General features: G+C 71.4%; 22 protein-coding genes. 11 read left to right on the top strand and 11 right to left on the bottom strand.

From position 1 onward, the window contains the following. Positions 1-67: 67 nt before the first annotated feature. Together AB0I77_RS31490 and AB0I77_RS31485 are read right to left on the bottom strand one after the other, a co-directional pair. Positions 68-643, bottom strand: a complete 576-nt coding sequence (locus AB0I77_RS31490; protein WP_363286121.1) for an HD domain-containing protein — start codon at positions 641-643, stop codon at positions 68-70. A gap of 13 nt (positions 644-656) precedes the next feature. Next, entirely contained in the window at positions 657-1,772 is a 1,116-nt protein-coding gene (locus AB0I77_RS31485; protein ID WP_363286120.1) for a helix-turn-helix transcriptional regulator, read from the bottom strand. A gap of 208 nt (positions 1,773-1,980) precedes the next feature. On the opposite strand from AB0I77_RS31485, the gene AB0I77_RS31480 reads away from it, so the two are divergent. From AB0I77_RS31480 to AB0I77_RS31465, 4 genes are all read left to right on the top strand, one after another. Next, entirely contained in the window at positions 1,981-2,388 is a 408-nt protein-coding gene (locus AB0I77_RS31480) for an ATP-binding protein (RefSeq protein ID WP_363286119.1), read from the top strand. A 252-nt stretch (positions 2,389-2,640) separates the two neighbouring features. Beyond that, positions 2,641-2,871, top strand: a complete 231-nt coding sequence (gene tgmA / locus AB0I77_RS31475) for a putative ATP-grasp-modified RiPP (protein ID WP_363286117.1) — start codon at positions 2,641-2,643, stop codon at positions 2,869-2,871. Beyond that, a complete protein-coding gene (tgmB, locus tag AB0I77_RS31470) occupies positions 2,868-3,845 on the top strand; it encodes an ATP-grasp ribosomal peptide maturase (RefSeq protein ID WP_363286116.1) in 978 nt (325 codons plus the stop codon). Before tgmA ends, tgmB begins: the two co-directional genes overlap by 4 nt. Further along, complete coding sequence (locus AB0I77_RS31465) at positions 3,842-4,951, top strand: methyltransferase domain-containing protein (protein WP_363286115.1); 1,110 nt, start codon at positions 3,842-3,844, stop codon at positions 4,949-4,951. Before tgmB ends, AB0I77_RS31465 begins: the two co-directional genes overlap by 4 nt. A gap of 275 nt (positions 4,952-5,226) precedes the next feature. On the opposite strand, the gene AB0I77_RS31460 is transcribed toward AB0I77_RS31465, so the two are convergent. Next, positions 5,227-5,982 (bottom strand): DUF6415 family natural product biosynthesis protein, encoded by a 756-nt coding sequence (locus AB0I77_RS31460; RefSeq protein WP_363286114.1) that lies wholly within the window; start codon positions 5,980-5,982, stop codon positions 5,227-5,229. Continuing rightward, positions 5,975-6,544 carry a hypothetical protein gene (locus AB0I77_RS31455; RefSeq protein ID WP_363286113.1) on the bottom strand — a complete coding sequence of 190 codons (570 nt, stop codon included), beginning with the start codon at positions 6,542-6,544 and terminating at the stop codon, positions 5,975-5,977. The genes AB0I77_RS31460 and AB0I77_RS31455 overlap by 8 nt, the downstream gene beginning before the upstream one ends. Positions 6,545-6,695: 151 nt before the next feature. On the opposite strand from AB0I77_RS31455, the gene AB0I77_RS31450 reads away from it, so the two are divergent. From AB0I77_RS31450 to AB0I77_RS31435, 4 genes are all read left to right on the top strand, one after another. Continuing rightward, a complete protein-coding gene (locus AB0I77_RS31450) occupies positions 6,696-7,937 on the top strand; it encodes a hypothetical protein (RefSeq protein WP_363286112.1) in 1,242 nt (413 codons plus the stop codon). Beyond that, positions 7,934-8,479: a GNAT family N-acetyltransferase gene (locus AB0I77_RS31445; RefSeq protein WP_363286111.1), complete on the top strand. Its 546-nt coding sequence runs from the start codon at positions 7,934-7,936 to the stop codon at positions 8,477-8,479. The genes AB0I77_RS31450 and AB0I77_RS31445 overlap by 4 nt, the downstream gene beginning before the upstream one ends. 308 nt (positions 8,480-8,787) lie before the next feature. Continuing rightward, positions 8,788-11,943, top strand: coding sequence for a S8 family serine peptidase (locus tag AB0I77_RS31440; RefSeq protein WP_363286110.1), 3,156 nt, complete (start codon positions 8,788-8,790; stop codon positions 11,941-11,943). A gap of 218 nt (positions 11,944-12,161) precedes the next feature. Further along, positions 12,162-15,488: an FG-GAP-like repeat-containing protein gene (locus AB0I77_RS31435; RefSeq protein WP_363286109.1), complete on the top strand. Its 3,327-nt coding sequence runs from the start codon at positions 12,162-12,164 to the stop codon at positions 15,486-15,488. Between the two features lie 87 nt (positions 15,489-15,575). Here the strand turns inward: AB0I77_RS31435 and AB0I77_RS31430 are convergent, their stop codons facing one another. Continuing rightward, positions 15,576-18,449, bottom strand: a complete 2,874-nt coding sequence (locus AB0I77_RS31430) for a LuxR C-terminal-related transcriptional regulator (protein WP_363286108.1) — start codon at positions 18,447-18,449, stop codon at positions 15,576-15,578. 369 nt (positions 18,450-18,818) lie between these two features. Between AB0I77_RS31430 and AB0I77_RS31425 the strand changes: the two genes are divergently transcribed. Then, positions 18,819-19,472, top strand: coding sequence for a response regulator transcription factor (locus AB0I77_RS31425; protein ID WP_363286107.1), 654 nt, complete (start codon positions 18,819-18,821; stop codon positions 19,470-19,472). Positions 19,473-19,540: 68 nt separating this feature from the next. Here AB0I77_RS31425 and AB0I77_RS31420 read toward each other — a convergent pair whose 3' ends face one another. Both AB0I77_RS31420 and AB0I77_RS31415 read right to left on the bottom strand, forming a co-directional pair. After that, the gene (locus AB0I77_RS31420; protein ID WP_363286106.1) at positions 19,541-20,281 is read right to left on the bottom strand and encodes a class E sortase; all 741 of its coding nucleotides are present in this window, start codon (positions 20,279-20,281) and stop codon (positions 19,541-19,543) included. A 293-nt stretch (positions 20,282-20,574) separates the two neighbouring features. Continuing rightward, positions 20,575-21,786 carry a histidine kinase gene (locus AB0I77_RS31415; protein WP_363286105.1) on the bottom strand — a complete coding sequence of 404 codons (1,212 nt, stop codon included), beginning with the start codon at positions 21,784-21,786 and terminating at the stop codon, positions 20,575-20,577. Between the two features lie 92 nt (positions 21,787-21,878). Here AB0I77_RS31415 and AB0I77_RS31410 point away from each other — a divergent pair, with 92 nt between their 5' ends. Further along, on the top strand, positions 21,879-22,247 hold the full coding sequence (locus tag AB0I77_RS31410; protein ID WP_363286104.1) for a DUF4333 domain-containing protein: 369 nt from the start codon (positions 21,879-21,881) through the stop codon (positions 22,245-22,247). Positions 22,248-22,277: 30 nt separating this feature from the next. On the opposite strand, the gene AB0I77_RS31405 is transcribed toward AB0I77_RS31410, so the two are convergent. The 4 genes from AB0I77_RS31405 to AB0I77_RS31390 form a co-directional block, all read right to left on the bottom strand. Further along, positions 22,278-22,559, bottom strand: coding sequence for an SCO5918 family protein (locus tag AB0I77_RS31405; RefSeq protein ID WP_363286103.1), 282 nt, complete (start codon positions 22,557-22,559; stop codon positions 22,278-22,280). A 166-nt stretch (positions 22,560-22,725) separates the two neighbouring features. Continuing rightward, entirely contained in the window at positions 22,726-22,929 is a 204-nt protein-coding gene (locus tag AB0I77_RS31400) for a cold-shock protein (protein ID WP_010986199.1), read from the bottom strand. A gap of 241 nt (positions 22,930-23,170) precedes the next feature. Then, positions 23,171-23,548: a MerR family transcriptional regulator gene (locus tag AB0I77_RS31395; RefSeq protein WP_363286102.1), complete on the bottom strand. Its 378-nt coding sequence runs from the start codon at positions 23,546-23,548 to the stop codon at positions 23,171-23,173. A gap of 184 nt (positions 23,549-23,732) precedes the next feature. Continuing rightward, positions 23,733-24,383 (bottom strand): hypothetical protein, encoded by a 651-nt coding sequence (locus AB0I77_RS31390; RefSeq protein ID WP_363286101.1) that lies wholly within the window; start codon positions 24,381-24,383, stop codon positions 23,733-23,735. Between the two features lie 230 nt (positions 24,384-24,613). Here AB0I77_RS31390 and AB0I77_RS31385 point away from each other — a divergent pair, with 230 nt between their 5' ends. Then, a complete protein-coding gene (locus AB0I77_RS31385; protein ID WP_363286100.1) occupies positions 24,614-24,943 on the top strand; it encodes a hypothetical protein in 330 nt (109 codons plus the stop codon). Positions 24,944-25,135 lie beyond the last annotated feature (192 nt).

Genomic DNA, 25,135 nt, shown 5'->3' with positions numbered 1-25,135 from the left:
GCTGGCGGCCCGGTTCGGGGCGGCAGGCTCTCGCGTGCCATGGTCCGGCGGCGGACCGAGGTCAGTCCTACTTCTCTCCGAGGGCGGCGCGCAGCCAGTCCAGGGATCCGGTCGCCAGTACCGCGTCGGCGAGTTCGTTGGCAGACTTCGTGGTGAGGCGGCCGCGGCTGTTGTCGATCCACCGCTGGGCGTTCTCGTAGCCCTGGGCCTTGTACTCGATGCCCTGGATCATGCACTCCAGCTTGTCGGCGTCCCGGGCGCAGACGGCTTCGGGGGACTCCTTCGACTCGTACTCGGCCACGAGTTCGCGCACCGCGGAGGCGAGGACTTCGGGCATGCCGGCGACCTGATCGTCCGTGACCACGCGCGGGTCCGCTCCCGGGGCGTACTTCTTGCCCAGATGGTTCACGTCGCCGGTGCGGGTCTCCTGCGAGTCGTGCCACACCGCGAGGAACGCGGCCCTGGCGGGATCCGCTCCTTCGAGCTTCGCGATGATGGTCGCGATGAGCGCGGTACGCCAGGAGTGCTCCGCCACCGACTCGGGGGCGCGTACACCTGCCATCCACCAGCCGGTGCGCCTGGTCTGCTTCAACGTCCCCGCCTCGTACAGAAATCGCGCTACCGCGGACAGCTCTTCAGTCACCGTCGGACTCCTCTCACGCCTCGGCGAGGCCGATCGCATACCGGATGCTCTCCAGCTCCCGGCGCCCGCGCGCCGTCAGCTCCCGGCTATCCAACATCACGGGCAGCCGGTCGCGCAGGGTGCGGCCTGCTGCGCCGGATCGCAGCAGGTTGGGCCGGACCTTGAGCAGGGACCAGACGGAGTGGATGTTGAGGTCCACGTAGCCGTGATGCGGCGCGAGCCCCTGAGCGAGGTGGGCGAGGAGCCTGTCACCCGGCCACGGTCCGGGCGTGCGGGCGGCGATGAAGTCGTCACTCAACTCAAGGTGAGCGGTCTCGCCAACCCAGTACGCCCAGTAGTTCAGGTTCGCGGCCTCGCCTGCGTCGTCGTCGATGAGGGAGGTGTCGATGAAGTAGCTCATACGGTCTCGGTCTCCTCTCCGGGCCGAGACAGCGGCGACGGACCGGGAGTTGAGCCACCGCGTGAGCCAGTCACCGGGGCGCTCCGTGGCCTGCTGGTGGGCGAGCCACTCCGATGTGTCGGCCTGGTCGTCGTACCCGGAGAGGTAGAGGGCCTGGCGGCGGAGCAAGAACTGGTCCTCGCCGCGGGCCTGCTCCGCGATACGCCGGATCTGCGTGAAGAACCGTGCCCGGTCGGAGACCGACAGCTCCGGTCCGGTCGGCGCGGGCCCTCGGCGCTTCCGGGGCGGATCGGGCAGGTCACGGACGGACTGGGGTGGTACATGGTTGAGGAGCCACGCGAGGACCTCGACGAGGTCGCGCTGCATAACCCAGGCTCCGAGCGGACTTTCCTCTACTGCGGCCTTGCCGTCGAGGGCGCCGGCGATGAGGACGTCCGCCTCCAGGGCGCGGTCCAGGGCTTGCAGGAGCGCGGGGGCGGTACCCATCCGCATCAGCCGATGACGGTGCACAAGCATCTGCCCGACCGGTACGGCGGTCAGGGGGCGGCGGCCGGACTCCCACCCGGCGATCGTGTCCGGGGATACGCGCAGCTGCTCGGCTGCTTCCTCTTGGGTGTGTCTCTGCTGCTCTCGGATGAGCCGGAAGACGTAGCCGGAGATGACGCCCGTGCGGGGGCGTCCAGGTGATCCCTGACCGCCAGTCAGGGTTCGTCGCGAACTTGATCGCATGACAGCCTCACTCCTGTGCGCTCGCGGCAACCCACTTGTACTCACGGTCACTTCAAGCGCTGATCACGGCTCCCTACTGTCGTAGGCATCACCGGACCAGCTTAGTAGGGAGGCTGTCACCGTGGGTGACGTTGCTGATGCTCCCAGCCTGGCGGCCGGTGGTTGGGCTACACGGAACACGAGCACCCCCAGGGACGCGACGATGACCATGACGGCTGCAACGGTGGGGCCACAGCGCTACCAGGAGCGGTACCCGGCGAGGCTGGAGGCCGCTGTTCAAGCCCGTCGGGACATAGCACTGGCGCTGGAGACCTGGGGCCTGCACCAACTGGTGGAGATCGCCGAGCAGATCGTCACGGAGTTGGTTGCCAACGCGGTGGAGCACACCGACGCGGCGACGGTCGGCGCCTCTATCACCCGGACCGGCGGGGACTCCGCGCGGATCGTCGTGACGGACACCTCGCGCGTCAGGCCCGCCCCGGGCACGCCGTCCCCTGACGACGAGCACGGCCGCGGCCTCCTCCTGGTCGACGCCCTCGCGCACGCCTGGGGCAGTGAGCTGGTGCACGGCGGGAAACGGGTGTGGGCGGAGCTCCGCGCGGACGGCGAGCAGTGAGTGCGCCGCCCACATCTGCCCTGCCTCACATCTGCCCCGCCCCGCGTCGGCCAGCTGAAGCCGCGGCAGCAGATGGCCATCGACTGCGCGCGCTGTGCCCGCCGCTTGGGGATGTTCGGCCGCGTGGGGGGCGATGTCCAGCACCACGGCCGGCCATCGGAGCGGAGCGGCCCGGCAAGACCCTCGTCCACGCCCTCGCGCACGGGCGAACCGACAGAGCAGTCCGAACACCATCACGAGAAGGAGACACGTATGCCCACAGCAGCAGCGCTCGTCCCGTTCGGCGCCAGCGCCGAGCGCACCCCATACACCGTGACCCTGGAGGCGGGCTCGTTCACCTACGACCCGGCCCGGCAGGTCAACGTCCTGACCGACGGCTCCGGCGCCCTGTGGAGCCGGTCCGCCAACCTGGCCGGAAGCTGCACCAACACCAACTGGGACAGCAAGAACGACGACACCGCCGACCCGTACCTGATGCGGTGACACAGCACCTGTCCGGCGGCCCGGTGCTGGTCGTCACCAAGGAACTGGACCCTGCGGCGGACCTGGTGGTCGACGAGCTGACGATCCGGCACGTACCGGTCATGAGGTTCGACATGGGCGACTTCCCGCAAGCCATCTCCCTGTGCGTCGAGCATGCCGCAGCACCCTGGGCCGGGGTCCTGGCTGACGAGTACCGCTCCGTGCGGTTGGAGGAGGTGAGGGCCGTCTACTACAGGCGGCCCCGCCTACCCGCCGTCTCCGAGCAGATGGAGGAACCCCACCGCACGTGGGCCGACGAACAGGCATTGGCCGGCCTGCTCGGCACCCTGTACGCGCTGCCGGTGACGTGGGTCAACCGGCCGGAGGTGGACGGCATCGCCTCCCACAAGCCGGGGCAACTCCCGGTGGCGGCGGCGCACGGACTCCGTACCCCCCGCTCGCTGATCACCACCGATCCGGAGGCTGCCCGGAACTTCTGCCACCAGGTGGGCGGCCGAGTGATCTGCAAGCCACTCATGGGCGGTCCGCTGAAGTACCCGGACGGCCACCGCACCGGAGTCCCCACACACGTGGTCGACCCCGACACCATCGACGACTCCGTGTCCCTGACGGCGCACCTGTTCCAGGAGTGGGTGCCCAAGTCGCACGAGGTGCGGCTGACTGTCGTGGGCACGGACCTGTTCGCGGCAGAAATCCACGCGGGCAGCGACGCGGCCCGGGTGGACTGGCGCAGCGACTACGACGCCCTCACCTACGACGTGTGCAAAGTCCCGGACGACGTACGGGCGGGCGTGCTGGGCTGGCTGGAGCACTTCCGGCTCGACTTCGGCGCGTTCGACTTCGCCGTCACCCCGTCCGGGAACTGGGTGATGTTCGAGTGCAACCCGTCCGGAGAGTGGTCCTGGATCCAGCACAGGACGGGCTTGCCCATCGCCGCGCACATCGCCGACCTACTCGCCAAGGGACGACCATGACGACGCACACCGAAGAGCGCGCGGAGGAGCTGCGCGCGGCGCTGGCTGACGGCCTGGAGGCCGGCGGCCAACTCACCGACCCGACATGGCGGAAGGTGTTCGAGACCGTTCCGCGCCATCCGTATGTGCCGGAGTTCTGGACCCTGACCGACGAGGGGCAGCGGCGCGTCACGTCCGCCGATCCGGACTGGCTTGACCTCGTGTACACGGATGACGCGCTGGCCACGCAGCTGACCGACGGCGTGGCTACGTCGTCCTCGACGGCCCCCGGGCTGATGCTCGTCATGCTCCAGGCCCTCGACGTCGCCGACGGTCACCGGGTGCTGGAGATCGCGACCGGCACCGGCTACAACGCCGCGCTGCTGTCGGAGCGGCTGGGCGGTCACCAGGTGGTGACAGTGGAGGTTGATCCGGTGCTGGCGAGGCTGGCGGGATCGCGGCTGCAGCGCTCCGGATACGCCCCACTGGTCCACGCCGGGGACGGCCGCGAGGGGTACCCGGCCCAGGCCCCGTACGACCGGCTCATCGCGACCTGCGGTTTCAGCACGGTCCCGGCCGCATGGCTGGAGCAAGTGAAGCCCGCCGGCCTGATCGTCTGCCCGGTGGGCTGGGGCACGGCATGCCTGGTCGTCAGCGACGACGGCCGTGCCGAGGGCCGGTTCCTGCCCGTCGCCTCGTACTTCATGGCCGTACGCGACGCCGGCACCACCGGCACGCCTGTGCACCCGGGCGGACCGGACGCGACGAGCGGCCGACTCACCGGGTTGGACCTGTCCGCTGTCGCCGAGGACGAGGCCTTCCGGTTCGTGCTGTCCCTCGTCGCCCCCGACACCGGGTTCGCCTTCGAGCGCGGCGACGACGGCCGCGTGACGGCCGTGGAGCTGTGGGGCAGTGACGGCACGTGGGCGCGCGCCGAGGACGGTGGCGCCGTACGGCAGGCCGGACCGCGAATGCTGTGGGACGCGGTGGAGACCGCGCACCAGCTGTACGTGGCCAACGACCGACCGGGCCGGGAGCGCTTCGGGGTGACCGTGACCGCCGAGGGGCAACGCGTCTGGCTCGACGCCCCGAGCCGTCCGGTCCCCGTCGCCCCTGCCGAGGCGTAGGAGCCGCGGTGTCCTGGCCCTCGGGTGCTCCGGTGCTCCGGTGCTCCGGTGCTCCGGTGCTCCGGTGCTCCGGTGCTCCGGTGCTCCGGTGCTCCGGTGCTCCGGTGCTCCGGTGCTCCGGCTAGCGGACGCCGTCGTGGCTGAGCATCTCCTACCGTTCCTGACTTCGCGGCGTCCGACGCCCAACACATGTGTGGAGACAGCGAGTTGCTTTCGAGTTGATCATTGATGCCCGCCACTGATGCCTGCTATCACTTCCTTGAATCATTCAAACTTCAAGGAGTTCTTATGAGTGCTCTCCTCAGCAAGCCCCGCAACATCGCCGTGTCGGCTGCCCTCGTGCTCAGCGTCTTCGGAGCCGTGTTGCTCCCGGCGGTGCAGGCCCAAGCGAGCACCGTTGTCGGCTCGGTTCCCTGCCGGGACGGTGAGGTAGGTCCTTGCAGGTGATGGCCACAGGTCATCCAGGTGACGACGCCGTCCGCCGTCAGCGGGCGAGCCTCATCTCCCGAGGACGAGGCTCGCCCGGTTGACGCGCGGCTCGGCGTGTCGTAGCCGTGGACACCGCCGGCGGCGTCACTGTCGATGGTCCGCCGCTCGAACGGTTCGCCGTCCGCGATCGGCTCCCCGCAGGCGCCGCACCGGTGTCGGCGGATCTCCTCGGCGATCTCGTCCGCGCCCACCGGAGGCCCTAGCGGGCCAGGGTGCTGGTGCAGCGTCAGAAGTGCGCGGGCCATGACCGCCAGGTCGTAGGCGTCGCAACCCCGCGTGACCCGCAAGGACTTGGTGTCCTCCGTCTCCTCCAGGAGCTGACACGTGCGCACCAGGACGTGCACCGCCGTACGCCGCGTCTCGCCCCGCATACGGGCGGTCAGCTCCTGAACCTCCGGCGCCAGGAGCCGCACGTGCCCCAGGAGTTGCCCGATCAAGGTGTCCAGTTCCTCACCCGTCGGCAAGCGAACGCCCCGCAGCACGGAGTCGTACGTCGTCCGGATCGTGTCGGCGTCGACCGGAAGCGGCATGTCGCTAGGCACCGGTCTTGGCCTCCGTCGTCGTGAGCCGGTAGCGGCCGTACCTCACCAGCTGGATGACCGCGTCCGGGCTGCACAGCTTCCCCGGGGTGTGCAGCGGCACGCACCAGTACGAGAAGCCCTCGCCCGGCCTGGTGCGCGAGAGGTCGGGGACACCTAGGTAGGAGTTCGGGCCGAGGCATTCCGCGCCCGCGCTGCGGTAGTTCCACGACGGCACGCGGTCGGTGCCCTCCGGCACCAGGGCGTAGTACAGGTGCCATCGAGTGTCGGCGAACACCGGCCCGCCGAGCAGGGCGCGAGCGAGGCAGGTATCGACGTCCTGCAGGGTTTCGGTGTCGGCGGCGGCCCGGACGAGGGCGGCGGAGAGGCGGACCGCCGTGAAGCGGGTGCCGCATCTGAGCAGTGCGATCCCGCTTTCGTCCCACTCCTTGCGGGCCCGTTGCGGGTCGTCGGCGGCGGCCAGGAGCCACGGACCGGCCGTCAGGCTCCGGTCCGGTCCGGGCTGGACGAAGGCGCAGGGCTGTGGCTCGGCGGATGGGGGGACGTGGCGGCTGCGGAGCGTCATGGTTCGAGGGAACCGGACGTGCCCTGTCCCCCGTCAGGACACTCTCAGGGGTGTTGCTGACAGCCAACAGGACAGTTTCAGCGGGCAGTCGACTGCGGCAGGACTACGGTGATGCGCGCATGAACACAGGAACATGGGAGGAGGCGCGGGTGTGGCCAGGCAGCGGAACACCGAACTTGAGGCGCTGCTCGCGGAGTTCGGGTTCACGCACGCCCAGTTGGCCGAGCAGGTCAACCGGGTCGGCGCCGACGAGTTCGGGGAAGACGCGAACTGCACCGACCGGCACGTCAGGCGCTGGATCTCCGGCGCTGTGCGCTGGCCGTGGCCGCGCTACCTTCGCCCTCTGGAACACATCTTCGGTCGCAGCCCGCAGCAGATGGGATTCGTGCCGCGCACCGGGACACCAGCGCCCGCACCACCCTCTGCGCCACAGCGGCCGACACCCGCCAAGGAACACGCGCCCGTGCAGCGCCGTACCTTCATCGCCGCATCCCTCATCGCAGCCCTCAGCATCGACCAGACACCATGGCGAGGCCGCATCGGCATGTCCGACGTCGACCGGATCCAGAGCACCATCACGCGCCTCGACGCCCACTTCAACGGGCTCGGCGGCGGCGCCCTGGTGGACGTCGCCGCCGACTACCTCACACGGCTTCAGCGGGCCTTGAACGACTGCACGTACGGCGAGCGCGTCGAGCGTGCCCTGACGCGGGCCGTGGCCGACGTCGCGGCATGCGCGGGATGGTCCGCGCACGACTGCGGCGACTACGCCCGTGCCGAGGTGTTCCGTAATCAGGCGCTGCAAGCCGCTCTGCTGGCGCGTGAGCCGGTCGCCGTGATCCGGGCATGGTCCGACCTCGCCGCCCAGGCCGAGCATGCCGGTCGCCCCGCGGAGGCCGCGCGGATCAACCGGGCCGCCCTGACGGAACGCCACCTGCGTGCCCAGCCGCTCATCACCGCGCTGCTGCACGCGCGGCTCGCCGACTGCCTCGCGCAGACCCGGGACACCACGGGAATGGGCCGCCAGCTCGCCGCCGCCGAACGCGCCTACGACCGCGCCGACACCACAGTGGGCGCCCCGAGCTGGCTCAGCTTTCTGACCCCTGCGGAGCTGACCGGGCTCGGTGCGCTCGCCCACCAGAGCGCCGGCCGGCTCGCGCGGGCCGAGGAGCAGACGGCCCAGGCTCTAGGCCTCCTCGACGCTCGATTCAGCAGGAACAGGGCCTACTACACGACCTTGCTCGCCGAGCTCCAGCTCGCCCAGGGCCACAGGGAGCAGGCCGCCGAAACCGTCTCGCACGTACCCGTCTCCACAGTCGCGAGCAGCCGGATCACCGCCCGCCTCCACCGGGTGGCACAGGCCGCCCAGCAGCAGGAAGGACGCCCGTCGTGAGCGCGCCTGCCCGACTCGACCTGAAGCACTACGGCCACACCGACGCGGCCGCGATCCGTGAGCTCCTCCTCGACGTGCACGACGAGGTGTACGAGGGCGTTGACGACCCGCTCGCCGGGCGGGACGAATTCGCGAAGTTCGTCGACCATTGGTGTGCGCGCCCCGGCTTCGCGTGCGTCGTCGCCTACGACGACGGTGAGCCGGTCGGGTACGCCTACGGTGCCCCTCTGTCCGCGGCGACGACGTGGTGGGCGAAGGTGACTCCGCCCCTGGCGGAGCCGTTCACCGCGGAGACCGGGTCCCGCACGTTCGCGCTGTCCGAGCTGATGGTGCGGGTGCCATGGCGGAAGACCGGGGCGGCCCGCCGCATCCATGACGCACTGCTGGGCTCCCGTGGTGAGGAGCGGGTGACGCTGCTGGCGCACGAGGCGCACGACAAGGTGCGGGTCCTGTACGAGGGGTGGGGCTACCGGACCGTGGGTGAAACGGTGCCGTTCGACGGGGCACCACTGCTGTGCGCAATGGTGCTGGATCTTCGCTGAGCGAGGAGAGCGCCCGATGGGGCGTTCGACGACTCCGGGACGGCGGGACCCCGATTCAGGCCGGGAGACGGGCCGATGGTCCTTCAGGCTGCGTAAGCCTGCTCCTCAATCGTCCGCCGGAGCAGTAGTTGAGGAACGGCGAGCGAACTCCGTGGAGGCTGTGTGGAGTTGTTGCACTTTCAGGGATCTTGCTCTTCTCACAGCGATCTCTCAGAAGACACGATGACGGCACTCTCGGGGGACTGACCACTCCAGCGACCGTCATGCGCACGTGTCTCACAGGCGTGCGCAGGGGGAAGGCACCTCTCTTGTCCCAGCACCACCCCGGCCGGCGCCGCCGCGTCGGCCGCAGAACGGTTTCCCTACTGGCCGCCCCCGCACTCCTCGGCGGCCTCATCGTTGCCTACGGCGCGACCGCCCAGGCCTCGCCCACCGATCCGGCGGCGATTCCCTCCACCAGCGCGGCGCGGCAGACGTACAAGGCCGGCACGTATTTCGTCCAGCTCGCCGACAAGCCCGTCGCGACGTACTCCAAGACCGCGCCCGAGCCGGGCGAACGGCTGAACCCGCTGGCGAAGGCCGTACGCGAGTACCTCGGCCACCTGAAGCAGGAGCGCGACAAGGTCCTGGGCGCGGTGGACGGCGTCGCCCCGATGTACAGCTACCAGTACGTGGCGAACGGATTCGCCGCCAAGCTGACGGCCGGTCAGGCCAACAAGCTGGCCCGCACCGCCGGCGTCGTCTCGCTGGTCCGTAACGAGATGCGCCAGGTGACGTCCGACACCGACGCGACGTCCGACACCGACACGACGGCCGCCACGCAGACGGCGAAGACGGCCCCGGCGACGACCGCGACCGGCACCACAACCGGAACAGCAACCGGATCCGCAGCCGACCCCCTCCCCGTCCCCGACACCGCCAAGTTCCTCGGTCTCAAGGACCGCAGCGGCCTGTACTCCAAGATCCCCGGTGGGCAGAAGAACGCCGGCGAGGGACTGGTCATCGGTGTCCTCGACACCGGTATCGACACCGACAACCCGTCCCTGAAGGCGCTTCCGGAGCCGCGGCCCGACGCCGCCGTCATCGCCAAGAAGTGGAAGGGCGGCTGCGACCGCGGTGCGGACCTGTTGCACCGGGTCACCTGCAACAACAAGGTGATCGGCGCCCAGTACTACCGCAAGGGCATCGCCAATCCCGGCCCCGACGACTATGCCTCCCCCCTCGACACCGAGGCGCACGGCACGCACACCGCGACCACCGCGGCCGGCAACATCGACGTGCCCGCGACCGTGCCCGACAGCGGGATATCCGGGCAGATATCGGGGCTCGCCCCGGCCGCCCGTATCGCGGCCTACAAGGTCTGCTGGAGCGTCGGCTGCTCGACGGTGGACATGGTCGCCGGCATCGACAGGGCCGTGGCCGACGGTGTGGACGTCATCAACTACTCCCTCGGCGGGCCCGCCGCCAGCACCACCGACCCCGAGTACGTGGCGATGCTCAACGCCGCCAAGGCCGGTGTCTTCTTCTCCGCCTCGGCGGGCAACGACGGGCCGAACACCGTCAGCAACACCCCGCCGTGGGTGACCACGGTCGCCGCCTCCACCCACGACGTCGGCTACCGCACGACCGTCACCCTCGGCAACGGCAAGTCGTACACCGGGGTCGGCATCAGCGCATCCGCCGTGGCGTCCGCGAAGCTGGTCGACGGGGCCAAGGCCGCCAAGAGCGGCGTGGCCACCATCAAGGCCGCGCAGTGCCAGGCCGACGCGCTCGACCCGGCCAAGGTCAAGGGCGCCATCGTGGTCTGCGTCCGCGGCACCAACGCCCGTCTCGACAAGAGCGCCCAGGTCAAGGCGGCCGGCGGCATCGGCATGGTGCTGTACAACGTCAGCGCGGCCGACGAAGAGGTCGCCGACGCCCACACCATCCCGAGCACCCACCTCGACCAGAGTGCCGGCGAGGCCGTCAAGGCGTACGCCGACGGCTCCGGTGCCACGGCCGAACTGAGCGCCGCCACGGCCGTCAAGCAGGCGGGCTCCATGATCGCCGGGTTCTCCTCCGGCGGCCCGGACCCGCTCAGCAACGGCGACCTGCTCAAGCCCGACATCACGGCCCCCGGCGTGGACATCGTCGCCGGTACCGCCCCCGGCGGTAGCGAGGGGATGTTCAAGGGCGAGCAGGGCATCATGTCCGGCACGTCCATGTCCGCGCCGCACGTCTCCGGTCTGGCGCTGCTGATCAAGTCGCTGCACCCGGACTGGTCCCCGATGGAGGTCAAGTCGGCGCTGATGACGACCGCGTCCACCAAGGACAGCGCGGGCGACGCGATCCGGCGCTCCGGCTCCGACAGCGCGGCCACCCCGCTCGACTACGGCGCCGGGCACGTGGTCCCGAACTCCGCCGACGACCCGGGCCTGGTCTACAACTCCACCTCCGCGGACTGGGCGGCGTACTCCTGCTCCCTCGGTGACCACCTGGCGAACGCGGACGGCTCCGACGTCTGCGCCACCGCCCGGAAGATCGACCCGAGCGACCTCAACTACCCGACGATCTCGGTGGGCGACCTGGCCGGGAAGCAGACCGTCACCCGCACGGTCACCAACGTCGGCGACAGCGTGGGTGTCTACAGCGCCAAGCTCCAGACACCGGCCGGCTACAAGGCCACGGTCTCACCGAAGACGCTGGTCGTCGCGCCGGGTGAGTCGGCCACGTACAAGGTCAGCTTCACGCGTACGTCCGCCGCCCTCGGCAAGTGGTCGTACGGCTCGGTCCTGCTGAGCGACAGGAGCGGGCACCGCGTCCGCAGCGCCGTCGCGCTGCGCGCCACGCCGATCATCGCGGCGGACGAGGTCACCGGCAAGGACGCCACCGGGTCCGTCGACCTGAGCGCGAAGACCGGCTACGACGGCAAGCTCACCGCCGCCGTGAACGGTCTGTACGCGGGGACGACCAAGACCGGCACGCTCACGGGCACGAACCAGAACTTCGACCCGTCGGCGTCGCCGCTGCCGGCCGCCACGGTGAAGACCGAGGTCACCGTCCCCGAGGGCACCACCCTCGCCCGCGTCGGGATACTGTCCTCCGACTACGTCGCGGGCAGCGACATGGACCTGTGGGTCCTCGACAAGGACGGCCAGCTGGTCTCCGAACTGCCCGGTGACGGCAGCGACGAGCACGTCGACCTCAAGCCGGGCACCTACGAGGTGTACGTCAACCAGTTCGCCCTGCCGTCGGGCACCACCAGCCAGACCTACAAGCTCCACACCTGGCTGATCGGCCCCGACTCCAAGCCGGACCACGCGGCCACCGCCGCCCCGGCCGAGCAGCAGGCGGCCGTTGGCGCCACCGCCAAGGTCACCGTCTCCTGGAAGGACCTCCCGGCCGGCCAGACGTACCTGGGCCTCGTCGGGTACGGCGACGGAACCGACACCATCGGCAACACCATCGTGACGGTCACGCCCTGACGGTCACTGGCTGAAACCGAGGAGCGGGCCCCATCACACACGTGGTGGGGCCCGCTCAGTCATGAGCATGCTGTTACGCTCCCTCACACGCGCATGGGGGGCGGCCGGGGGGCCGGAGAAAAGCCAGGCCAGGGCGTTGCCGTACGCCCCGCCATGCCTCCTTCTTGCCTTTCAAGGCTTCTCGCCTTTCCAGGCTTCTCGCCTTCCCAGGAGGAACGGTGGCCCGACTCGGCCGACGACGCCGGTACAGACCGGTATTTGGCTCGCCTTCAGTACGTCTCAGATCGCCGGCGGCCCGCACCGCCGCCGTCCTCGCCACAGCGCTGAGCCTCAGTCTCCCGCTCGCCGGCCCGCCCGCGGCGGCGGCCCCCGCGGCGCTCCAGGCCGCCGCGGCCGGAGAACTCGTGCTCCCCGCCGCCCCGCGTGCCGTTCCCCGGGCCACGCAGATCCTCAACGCCGGTACCAGCGGCTTCCTCTGGGCCCAGGAGGGCGACGACCGTCTCCTGTGGACGGACTACGCCACCGGCGCCACCACCGCACTGGAGCAGCGGCTGCCCCTGCCCGTCCAGTACGACATCGACACCGGCTACTTCACCGAGGCCGCCCCGTCCGCGCCCGGCTGGTACGGGGACAGCTCCGACACCGTCGCCCTGTACTCCGGCGACTACTCCGAGGACTCGGCCACGCACGTCACCCTTCTCCAGGCCGCCTCCGGCGACAGCGTCGAGGTGCCGGTGCCCGAGGGCCACTCCTACCGGGGCACCTTCGGCTCCACCGTCCTCACCCGCACCGGCGACGACGGCAGCCCGGCCGAGTACCACCTGTGGAAGCCCCAGGACGGCGGCGGCGTCGCCGAGACTCCCGTGACCGGGCTCCCGGCCGACGCGAGCAACGTCGTCGTCGAGGACGGCGACGCGCGGTCCGTCATCCTGCACTACGCGAACGGCGACGAGGGCTGGGGCCACTGGGGCATCATCGACCTCGCCACCGGCGCGTTCAGCGCGCTGCCCGACCGGATCGCGGACGACGCCTATGAGGTGACCGGCTTCCGGCTGGGCGCCGACTCGGTGCTGCGGCTGCGTTCCGGAAGGTCGAAGGCGGACGTGTACGACCGCGCCGACCTGACCGCGCCGCCCCGCACCTTCGACGTCGGCTCCATGAGCTACCAGGCCTCCTTCGAGGTCGTCGGCGACGCGCTGCTGGCCGTCGAGCCGGTGTCGGCGGGCAACAACAAGTACCGTGGCCAGCCCTTGTGGGCTTTCACGACCGACGGCGCGGACAACACGGACATGACCAGGGTCATGGACCCGGCCGCCCAGCAGCTCGTCCAGGCGCCCGACGGCTCCGTGCTCGTGGCGGGCGCCGCGCAGTACGTCGAGCAGGGCGACCTCGACTGGGGTGTGTACCGCATCGCCCCGGCCGCCGACGGCTCGGTCACCCGCAGCCGCCTGACCGCCGTCCAGCCGATGCCCGCGCAGATCCACGGCCTCTCCCTCGGCAACGGCATCCTCACCACCGCCGACAACAGCACGCTGTACGAGCCGGGCACGATCATCGGCGCGTACCGCAGCACCTGGCTCGGCACACCCGCCGCGGACGGCACCCCGAGCGTCCAGAAGACCACGGTGGACGGGCTGGTCAGCGGATGGGACGGCGACTGCTCCCCCGAAGTCCCGCGCTGCATCCCGATGTTCGCCGACGGCACGGGCTACCACGGCCGCCGCGACGCCACCGAGTCCGGCCTGACGATGCTGCGCGCCAACGGCGCCACCAACTGGGGCCCGACCCTCGAGACCTTCGACGACAGCCCGCAGCTCGCGGACCTCTCCGGCCGGTACGCCGTCGTCAACGGGGCCTCCTCCGGCAAGCAGTACGTCGGCGAGTTCCCGGCCGGTGAAGCCGGCAAGGTCCTCGTGAAGCGCGACCGGGTCGGCGCGGCCGTCTGGGGCAACACGCTGTGGAGCGGCGCGGCGAGCGGAGGCACGGTCACGGCGACCCGGCTGCCCGCCGGCACCGCCGTGGAGTCCTTCACCACGCGCAACGGCTGCACCCCCTCCAGCCTCCAGGCCGTGGGCCGCTGGGTGTACTGGACCTGCGTCGACGCCTGGGGCGACGTCCAGGGCTCGGGCGTCTACGACCGCACGACCAAGCGCACCGCCACCGCGCCGGCCGGCCGGGTCCTCCTCGGCGACGGCTACCTCGTCCAGCATGTCTCCGGCACCACGTCGAACAGCGGGCTGAAGCTGATCGACCTGCACGGCGGACTGCCGACGAGCGGTAACTACACGGACCTGCCGAGCCGCAAGCTCGTCGACTGGACCGACCTCGGCGAGTACAGCCCGTACGGCAGCGTGCGCACCACCTGGACCGTCGACCGCTTCAGCGGCGGCGTCGCCTACGCGGGCGCCTCCGGGGACGACGCGCAGCGCGTCCACATCGTGCCGACCGGTGTCCCGGCCTCCGCGCTGTCGGCCGTCGACTCCACGGTCACGTCCGGGACCGCGAGCTGGTCGGGCACCTGGTGGCTGTCGAAGCCCGCCGCCGCCTGGAAGGTGACCGTCCGCGACAAGGCGTCCGGCGCCACCGTCCGCACCGTGTCCGGCTCCGCCGCCCGCGGTCTGCTGAAGGCCGCCTGGGACGGCAAGGACGCCGCGGGCCGCCTGGTCGCCAACGGCGCCTACACCTGGACGCTCACCTCCCAGCCCGCCGACGGCCAGGGCGCCGCCCTCACCCTCTCCGGCTCCGTCAAGGTGACCGCCGGAGCGGCGGCACCGCGCGACTACGCGGGCAGCGACGGCGTCGGCGACCTGCTCACCCTCAACTCCTCGGGCGGCCTCACCATCCAGCGGGGCACCGGCACGGGCACGCTGGGCAGCAAGGTCTCCGGCTCCGGCTGGCCGACCACCGCGAAGTTCGTGCCGTACGGCGATCTGAGCGGCGACCGCTGCAACGACGTCCTGGTCCGGCTGAGCAGCGGCGCCCTGCGCGCCTACCGTCCGGCCTGCGGCAAGGCGGCGACGCCTACGACGGCGTACACCTCGCTCGGCACGTCCGGCTGGAACCAGTACGACGTGCTGACCTCGCCCGGCGACGTCAACGGCGACCGCCGCCCCGACCTGGTGGCCCGTCAGGCCTCCACCGGGGACGTCTACCTCTACAAGGGCACCAGCACCGGAAAGCTGGCCGCCCGCGCCAAGATCGCCTCTCACTGGACCGGCTACAAGAAGATCGTCGGCGCCGGCGACCTGAACGGCGACGGCCGGGGCGACCTCCTCGTCCAGGACAAGTCCAACGAGCTGTGGCGCTACGAGGCGAACACCACGAGCACGGGCGGCTTCAAGGCGCGGGTCAAGGTCTTCAACGACTGGGGCTCCTCGTACAACGCGGTGGTCGGCGTCGGCGACTTCACCGGCGACGGCCGCGCGGATCTGGTGTCCCGGGACACCTCCGGGAACGTCTGGCGCAACAACGGCAACGGGCAGGGGTCGTTCGGGGGCCGGACGAAGATCGCTACGGGTTGGCAGGGGTACAAGGCGGTCATGTAGCCGCTCGGTGCTGCGGTCGTAGCCGCTCGGTGTGCTGCGGTCGACGACGGTTCGGGGCCCGGGCGCGTGTGTGCCCGGGCCCCACTCCTACCCCTCTGCCTCCAGCACCCCCCGCAGCTCCCCCCGCCGCCGTATCCCGAGCTTGCGGTAGGTGCTCGTCAGGTGGGTTTCCACGGTGCGGCGGGCCACCTGGAGGAGATTCGCTATCTCCGTGTTCGTGCGGCCGGCGGCGGCGAGTTCCGCGATGCGGCGCTCGCTGACGGTGAGCGAGCCGGAGCCGGTGAGCGCGGACGCGAAGCGGCGGGCGCCACCCGCGCGCAGCGCCTCCTCGGCGTGGCTGCGCAGCCGTACGGCACCGAGTCGTTCGGCCCGCTCGGCCGCCTCCCGCATGTGACCACGCCCGCGCGCCCGTTCCCCGGCGGTGACGAGCTGCCGCCCCTGCGCGAGCAGCGCCGTCGCCATGTCGAACTCGGCCGGTGACTGCCGTAGGACCCGCACGGCCTCCTCGGCCAGCTCCAGACCGCGCCGCCCGCCGGCCATCCGGGCCAGTATCCGCAGCGCCCGCCCCACCGTGCGCGGGGTGTTCCACACGCGGGCCAGCCGCAGTTCCTCCTCCGCCAGCGCCACGGCCTCCGGGCGGCGGCCCTGCGCGAGGAGGCACTCCGCGGCGGCCGTCCGCCAGGGCGTGACGATCGGGTTGACCACGGCACGGGCCGACTGCCGCCGGCCGCACTCCAGGAAGTCGTGGAGGGCTGCCGTGACGTCCCCTTCGAGGTAGTGCAGCACGCCCCGCGCGAACAGGAAGCGGTTCAACTCCCAGGAATCCGGGGCCTGTCCGAGGTCGAAGCTGTCCGCGAGCCGCCGCGCGTCCGCCATCCGGCCGGTCTCGATCAGCGCGATCACGAGGTGCGCGTCGGTGTTGGTGGGGCCGGGGCCGCGCGCCGGGGCCGCCCAGGTGGTCCAGTTCGCCCGTGTTTCCGGTGTCGCCGGTGTCGCCGGTGTCGCCCGTGTCAGGTGCTCGGCGAGGAGCCGTCCGTACTGTCCGCGCGCGGCAACGATGTCAATCCGGACGTCCAGCAGGGACCGCTCCATCGGATGCAGCACCGGGGGACGCTGTCCGGCCAGGCCGAGTTCCACCAGCGTGTCCGCCTCGTCCAGTTCGTCGGCCCACTGGGCGACCGCGGCGGCCGTACCCAGCAGGAAGGGCTCGGCCAGCGGGTCGGCGGGTTCCGTCAGCAGGGCCCGCAGCTGTGTCATCGCCTCCTGCGCCGAACTGACCCCGGCCGTCGCCGTGTACCGCACCAGCAGGGCCTGTCCGGCGGTGCCGACGAGTTCCGGGGAGTGTTCGGCGGCGCCGCTCAGCCACCGGTACGCCTCCTGGCGGACCGTCCGGTCCTGGTCGGACAGCAGCGCGGAGGCGGCTTGCACGGTTCGGGCCAGCCCGGGGTGCCCGGGCAGCCCGTCCTCCAGCCGGCGCAACTCCTGCACGGCCGTGCGGACCTCACCCCGGCCAGCCAGGGCGGTGCCCAAGGCGATGGCCGTACGCACCCGGTCCTGCGGCTCGGCCGGCAGGCGCAGCGCCTCGGCGAGGTGCGGTATCCCCACCGGGGCGTCGGCGGCGGCGTACTCCAGGGAGCCCAGCTCGGTCAGCAGCCGCTGTCTGAGGTCGTCGGGCATCGGCTCCTCGAGGGCCCGGCGCAGATGGCCTACGGCGTCGTAGGGCCGCTCGTCGCGCACCGCGGCGGTCACCGCGTCCCGCAGCACGCGCAACGCCCAGGGCAGCCCGACGACCCCACCGCCCCGCAACTGCCGGGCCACGGCCTCGGCCCCCTCACCCCGGCGCAGCATCACCTCCGCCGCCGCCCGATGAACCTCCTGCCGCCGGGCCACCGGACAGCCGGTGAGCACGGCGTCCCGCAGCAGCGAATGAGCGTAACGGGGCCGCCCGACGGCGTCCGGCCGCAGCACCCCGAGCCGCGTCATCGCGGTGAGCCAGCCGGCCACCCGGGCGGGATCGGCCCCGGCCACGTCGGCGAGCAGCGCGGAAGCAGAAGCACCCCGCAGCCCCTCCGCAACCACCCCAGAAACACGACCCACCCCCGCCCCCTCCCCAACCACCCCAAAGGCGAAAGCACCCCCCTCCTCATCCCACCCCTGCTCCAGCGCCGCGAGCGACCGCGCCACCTCGGTCGTCGCGGGCCCGGCGCTGTCCAGCCACCAGGAGACCGCCGCCGGATACGCACCCGGATACAGCGCGGCGCAGGTCCGGGGCACGGTGGCCGGGGGTGGGTCGCCCAGGTCGTCCAAGAGGGCGCGCAGCAGCAGTGGGCTGCCGGCGGCGGCTCGTACGCAGTCCGCCGTCCACTGGGGCGGGGCCGTGGGGAAGGCGTCCCGGACCAGTTCGGCCGACGCGGCGTCGGTGAGCGGGGCGAGGGTGTGCGTGCGGACCAGGGACGGGGACAACGCGTGGGTGAGACCGGCCGGTTGCGGGTCGATGTCGTACTGGCTGCGTTCGGTGGCCACCAGCAGTACCGGTAACTGGTCGATACGGCGGGCCGCCTCGGCGAACCAGCGGCGCGAGGAGTCGTCGGCGAGGTGGATGTCGTCCACGGCCACCATCAGCGGGGCGTCCGCCGCGTAGGAGAGCAGCAGCCGCCACAATGCTGTCCCGTCGGGGCGGTCGGCGTCGCCCGGCACGACGTCGGCGAACCCTGGTACGGCGCACAGGAGTTGGCGGACCGAGAGGAGGGGCTCGGCGGCGCACCCGGGGGAGCAGCGCAGGTGCAGCACGCGCAGTCCGCGGTCGGCCGCGTGCGCGGTGGCGGCCTCCAGTACGGCGGTACGACCGGTGCCCGTGGCCCCGCGCAGCAGGACCAGGCGGCCGCTGCCGGCGCGGGCGCGCTCGGTCTCGGACACGAGCAGCGCGTGCGCGTCGTCGCGTTCCCACAGCGGTGCGGTCATCGCTGCCTCCCGGGCTGGATGGACTGGATGGACTGGATGGAATGGTTGAAATGGCGTGCCGTTGACAGAGACGTGCGGGCGTCCGACTCCGGTGGTGTGACGTGCCCCACACGCGACCGCCCGAACGTGGCGAGGTTCACGTTTGGTGCGCGAACCAGCCTTCCGGGACCGCCAGTTGCCCCGCACCCCCTGCTGACCTGCTGCGATTCGGGCCGGCCCGGGGCGCGTTCATGGTGATCGCTCCCCGGTCTCGTGGTGTGTCTCGTGGTACTCCACGATGCGCATGCCACGCGGGTCACAGAAGTGTGGAACGTGCCCATCCGCTCCCGGTCCTCGTCGGGTGTCAGGCCCGGAACAGGGGAGAAACCGTTGCCCATCCCACACAGGACAGCAGCCACCGGTACCGGGCGCCGCATACCCGTGGCGGTGGCCGCCGCCGATCCCATCTCCCGCGAGGGCGCGGTCAGCCAGCTGCGCAGGCACCCGGAGATCGAACTGCGTGAGGAGTCCGGGCCCGGCACGGTGGCCCTGCTCATCGAGGACACGCTCGACGAGGCGGCCCTCGCCCGGCTGCGCCGGATCGCGCGCGCGGAGGGGGCGCGCGCGGTCCTGGTCGTAGGCAGTATCCGGGAGAACGAACTGCTGGATGTCGTCGATTGCGGGGTCGCGGCCATCGTCTGGCGCCGGGAGGCCACCTCGCACCGGCTGGTGCAGGCGGTCCTCGCCGCCTCCCGCGGCGACGGCGACCTGCCCGCCGACCTGCTCGGCCGGCTCATGAGCCAGATCGGAACCCTGCACCGGGGCGCCCCGGGCCGGCCCGGCTCCCCCTCCCTGGGCCTCGCGCCCCGGGAGGTGGACGTCCTGAGGCTGGTGGCCGAGGGCCTCGACACCGGAGAGATCGCCAGCAAGCTGTCCTACTCCGAACGAACCGTCAAGAACGTCATGCACGGGCTCACCACCCGACTGCACCTGCGCAACCGCGCGCACGCCGTGGCCTATGCCCTCCGGGAAGGCTACATCTGACCGAACGGGCAACCGGAGGGGGAAGTTCGGGCAGCGCGGCTGCCCGACTCCTGACCGTCAGGGCGTGCTCATGAAGTCTGCGGAGTCTGCGGAGTCCGCGCGGAAACCAGCACGCCGATCTTGTCTATGCGGTGTTCGGGGTTGCCGTTTTCGTCACGCCAGTAGTTCCCGGCCGCGTTGTCCTCGGGCGTCGAGCAGGTGGAGATGGTGATCATGGCTTGAGTCGGCCGTTTACCGGGGAAGCCCGGGACGGCCGCCCGCTGCTCGGCGAGCGAACGCGCGGAGCGGAAGGAGGTGCTTCTGGTGCCGGTGATCTCGTACTCGTAGGACACCCCGCCCGACGTGACGAGGACCGAGTCACCCTCATCGAGCTCCGGGAGCTCCCGCAGCGGCCCGCCGGCGGAGAGCCGGTGCGCCGTGACGAGGTAGTTGCCGACCTCACCGGGACCGACCCCGCCCCGCTTGCCGTAGGGGCTGGCGCCGACACCACGGTTCTGGATCCGCGTACCCGGCCGGTCGTCCGTCGTCCCCTCGTACGGGACGACACGCAGGTCCTTGCGGCCGAGCGCCGGGATGGTGAGCCGGGCGGTCTGGCCCCGGGTGCTGGGGTTGGGGGGAGCCGGCTGCGCCGGGGGCGCCGTGGACGACGACGAGGTCTCCGGTGAGGCCCCGGCGGGGCTGGTCACAGGGGCCGTCGTCCCGCGATCCGTCATGGACTCGCCGGCTGCGCCGCCGCCGGTGGAGCAGCCGAGGAGGCCGGCGACACCGACGGTGACAAGGATGGAGGGAAGGTTTCGAGAGCGGGGCATGGGACTCGGGTTCGGGTAGCCGGTCGCGTCGCGCCGCCAGACGCGGAAGGCGGTCGCTTCGCGGGGAATTCGAGGGGAGAACGATGAGAGCCGTCCAGGAGTTCCCCCGCCCCCCGGGCCAGACTCAGCGAAGCTTGTCGTATTCCACGAAGGAATGCGGTCGCCCATTGATGTCCGAATCCGCGATACGGGCTGCGGCAGGCGTCAGCCGGCCCCTTGCACGCCGACCTGCCCCGCGTACGCGGTCAACACCAGTGCCGTATCCGCCACGCCCACCCGGCGGCACACGGGCGTCACCCCGTCGGAAACACCGCCCGCACCTCCCACCCGTTTCCGGGCCCAGGCCCCGACCCGACCCCAGCCCTCGGCCCCGCCCCCAGCTCACCCCCCAACGCCGTGACGCGCTCCGTGAGACCGACCAGGCCGAAGCCGCCGCCGTGGGCCGCCGCGGGGAGCTGAGTCCCCCCGCGGCCGTCATCGGCGACCGTCACCTCCAGGCGGTTGCCGTCGTGACGCAGGCCTACGGTGATCTCGGTCGCGTCGGCGGCATGGCGGCGTACGTTCGTCAGCGCTTCCTGGACGACGCGATAGGCGGCCGCCTGCACTTCGTGGGGCACGTCGTCCGGCAACGACGCGTCGCGGTGCAGCGTGACCCGCTGGGCCGGGCTCGCGAAACCCTCGGTCAGGTCGGTGATACCGGCCAGATCGCCGACCGGGCGCCGGCCCGGCCGGTCCGCGTCGGTGTCGGTGTCGGTGTCGCGCAGTACGCCCACCGTGCGGCGCATCGAGGCGAGCGCCTCCGTGGCGGCGCGCTCGATGCCCGCCAGGACGGGATCGAGGTCATCCCCACCCCTCTGCTCCGGACGCGCGTCCGCCGCCATCATCCGCGCCATCTGCGTCTGCACCAGAATGCCGGTCACGTGATGGGCGACGAAGTCGTGCAGGTCGGCCGCGATCGCCAGCCGCTCCCCCCGGCGCGTCTCGTCGACCGCGACCATGCGGCGGTAGTCGAGTGAGCGCAGGTAGGCCGCGAGGCCGCCGACGAGGCCGACCAGGATCAGGCCGACCAGGGTGTAGTACGACGCCTCGTCCGACCACACTGACCGGAAGTACCGGGCCGGCGTGGTGAGGAGTGCCCCCACGTCCAGCGCGCCGCACGCCACGGCCCAGCGCGGCGGGCAGTGCCGTACGGCGATGAACAGCAGGCTCAGCAGGACGGCGATCTCGCCGGGGCCGATCGGCGCGTCCCGGTTCAGCACGATCGTCGTCAGCGTGTACAGGACGGACAGCAGCGCGGGTACGGCGGTGCGCAGCTGCGGGGTGAGCCATGCGGGCCGCCGCGCGGCCGGCCACAGTACGGCGGTCAGCCCGACCGCCAGAACGAGCGCCGGGCGCCAGACGCTGGAGCCCGCCTCGTCCGCGATCAGCAGATCGAGGAGCGACAGCGCGAGCAGGGCGCCGACGACGAGACCTCGGGTGCAGCCCCGGCCGGAAGCGGATTTCATGGAGGTCACGGTAGGCCGAGGGGCTCGGCCGGAGGATCGGCCGAACGGCCGAGCCTGGTACTTTCCAGCTCCCCGGGCATCAGGAGTGGGTCGTGCCGGACAGCAAGTTCCTCATCGGCGTCGTCGGCGGTGCCGCCGCCGTGCTGCTCCTCGGCGGTCTCGGCACGCGCCTGGTCTCCGGCACCGAGTCGACGACCCCGCTCGATCGCTTCGACACCGTGTCCGTGGACGGCCACAAGGCCCTCGCGCCCAACATCGTCGCCGGCCGCACCCAGAGCAAGTACCACCCCGTGCCCTGGGTCGGGGTGAAGGTGGAGGTGTCCTGCCCGGCCGGCCTGAAGGCCATCGCCGGTACGACGATCACGTGCACCGGCAGGAAGAACGACGGCACGACCATCGACATCCCGGTGACCGCGACCAAGGCGACGGACACGCACATCACCTGGAAGTTCGAGCGCTAGGGCCTGTCCGGCGGAGTCCTCGAGGGCGGGTCAGCCGATGGTCGGAAGGGCCGCCGAGCGCGTGGCGGGGGACTCCGGGGGCGTCTCGTGGCAGGTGAAGCCGAGCCGGGTCAGCGCCCGGGTCACCTCGAAGGCGGTGAAGTCGCGGCGGTCCTGGCGCGTGATGATCTCGCCGACCTGCTTGACCGGGAACACCTTGCGCCCGATGACCACGCAGGCCCCGGTGACGGGCTCCGGTCGGACGCCCTCCATCTGTGTCTCGACCTCGGACTTGATCAGGTCGAAGGGGTAACGAGCGATCACGCAGCGCATGGGTGCCTCACCGAGGTTCGAGGGGAGCGGCGGGGTGTTTTCGAGCCGGGTTACATCAGCGGAGACAGCCGTCAGCCATCAATAAAAAGAAAATGGATATACAAACGGGGCCCGCACCCAAGGTGCGGGCCCCGTTTCGCCGTAGCGCGCGAGAGTGTCGCGAGTATTAGGCGGGAACGATGTTCTCGGCCTGCGGGCCCTTCTGACCCTGCGTGACGTCGAACGTCACCTTCTGGCCTTCCTGAAGCTCACGGAAGCCCTGGGTGGCGATGTTCGAGTAGTGAGCGAAAACGTCGGCGCCGCCGCCGTCCTGCTCGATGAAGCCGAAGCCCTTTTCCGCGTTGAACCACTTCACGGTACCGGTGGCCATGTCATATCTCCTGAGGCAGTGCTGGAGACTCACACTGCGCGAGCCTCACTCATCGCTGCGATGATCACCTGCCCGGAAAACCGGCAGCAAAATGGCAACCACAACTGCAACTGACGTCAGCCTAGCACGGGGCAGCCGGAAACAAATCGACGCAAGGATTGCGCCGAGAATAATGGCGGAGATTCGCCGAGGTATTCTTTTCCGGCACCGCGCGGATTTCTACTCCGGCGACGTCAGGTTTTCATCCGCGTCCCTCGCCGGGTCGGCGTCCGGGACCGTCCGGTCCGGGTCCGCGTCCGTGCACCGGGTCGCGCAGCTCCTTGTTGTCCCGCAGGGCCTCCTCCAGCTGGTCCTCCAGGCCGATGATGCGGCAGGCGGCATCGATCGGCGTCCCCTGGTCGACCAGGTCCCTGGCACGGGCGGCCAGGCGCAGCTGGTGACGGGAGTAGCGGCGGTGGCCGCCCTCCGACCTGGTCGGGGCGATCAACCGGGCCTCGCCGAGGGCCCGGAGGAATCCGGGCGTGGCGCCGATCAGCTCGGCGGCCCGGCCCATGGTGTACGCCGGGTAGTGGTCGTCGTCGAGCCGGTCGCCGGCGTGCGGCTGCTCTTCCGAGGGCATGTGCGCCTTCCTGCGGGTCGCCGGGGCGCGGCCCGCCTCCGGGGGCTGGTTCCCCGCACAGGAACTCTAGTCGCCCCGGGTGAATCCCTGCCGCGGCGGGCACAGATCTCCGAGGAACCGGGACGCGCCTGGGGAAGGACCTGGGCCAGGGATCCGCATCAGCCGTCCGGAGTGCCCAGTCCGGTCAGGGGCCGACGATCAGGACGTGGCACGGCGCGGGCTGGGACGCGTTCCGCCGGTCCGTGGCGACGGACCGCCATCCCCAGGACCGCAGTGCCTCAAGGGTCCGGGTGTCGCCGCGGTCGACCAGGATGACGCCGAGCGCGGCGGCGTGGTCGGTGAGGAGCCGTTTCTGGAGGCGCCGGGCGAGGTTCCAGTCGCGGTCCTGGTCCTTTGCGCGCACCCGGGGCGGGACGAGGATCCCGGAGATCGCGAAGAGCCCTCCGGAGGAGGCGAGCTGGAGCAGGTGCTCCGGCAGGTATCCGTCCAGGCCCCGCCAGGAGGGTCCCCGTCCAGGAGGGTCGTCGACGCATACGGGGAAGCCGTAGGCGCAACCGGTCAGCACGGGCATGTCGCCGACGCCGACGGTCTCCGCGATCAGCAATGCGAACCCCGGCCGCCGTACGTCGACCGCGAGTCGGCGCAGAAAGCCGGCGCGGTCCTGGTCCCCTCCCCTCGGCCCGCCGCCCGAGGTCTGCGCGTACAGGTCGCCGAGTTCCTGCCACCGGTCCTCGACCTGGCTCCGGCTCAGCGGGCGGACGTGTTCCCCTTCCAGGGGCGAGGGTCCCTGCCGTCCCTTCCGGGGCGGTTTCCGATACGGCACGTTCACGGTCATCGGCGAGCCCTGCCCCGGGCTCGGACGGATCCGGCCCGGCGTCGTCCATCGCCGAGAACGGCACCGCGGGGAAGCGGCCGCACGACGAGCCCTCGGTCCCTTCACGGTACTCCCGGCCCCGCGCCGCCGACCGGGCCTGTACTGTCCGTCCGGCCGGCCAGGACAGCCCGGGCGTACGGTGGAGAGACCGGGGCAAGCGGCGGACGAAGAGACGAGATGGGGTGACTGTCATGCGCTTGAGGCCCCGCCGCTTCCGTGACACCGAGAGCACTCGCAGGGCACAGGAGACTTCGCCGGAGCCGCCCGAGGGCGAGGGTTTCGCCGAGGTCCGCATCATCGCGGCGGACCCCGACGTCGCCCAACGCGTCGCGCTGCTGCTGCGTTCGGGGTTCCAGTGCGACGAACCGCGCAGCTATCCCACGGGCGCGGACGGACAAGGCACCCTGCTCCACCTGACGGTCGACACCGGACGCGCCGCCGACGAGCCGCCCACCGCATCCCCTTGGCTGGTCAGCAGCCGTTTCCAGGCCAGCCGCTCCCACACGGACGAGCCCGGCTGACCGACAGCGGCCCGCACACGCTTCCCGTCCCGCCTACTCGTAGGAGTGGGCGAGTTCGATGTCGTGGTCGTCGACGCCGTGGCCGTTGAGGGTCAGCGCGGTGGCCCGCGGCGGGTACCCCGTGGCGATGACGGTGTACTCGCCGCCGTCCAGGTCGGTGAAGGCGTACGCCCCGTCCGTCCCGGTCGTGGC

Origin of the sequence: Streptomyces sp. NPDC050619 (assembly GCF_040654815.1) — a bacterium.
Classification (GTDB): Bacteria; Actinomycetota; Actinomycetes; order Streptomycetales; family Streptomycetaceae; genus Streptomyces.
Note: the sequence above shows the minus strand (reverse complement) of the source record. Positions and strands in the feature narration are given on the sequence as shown.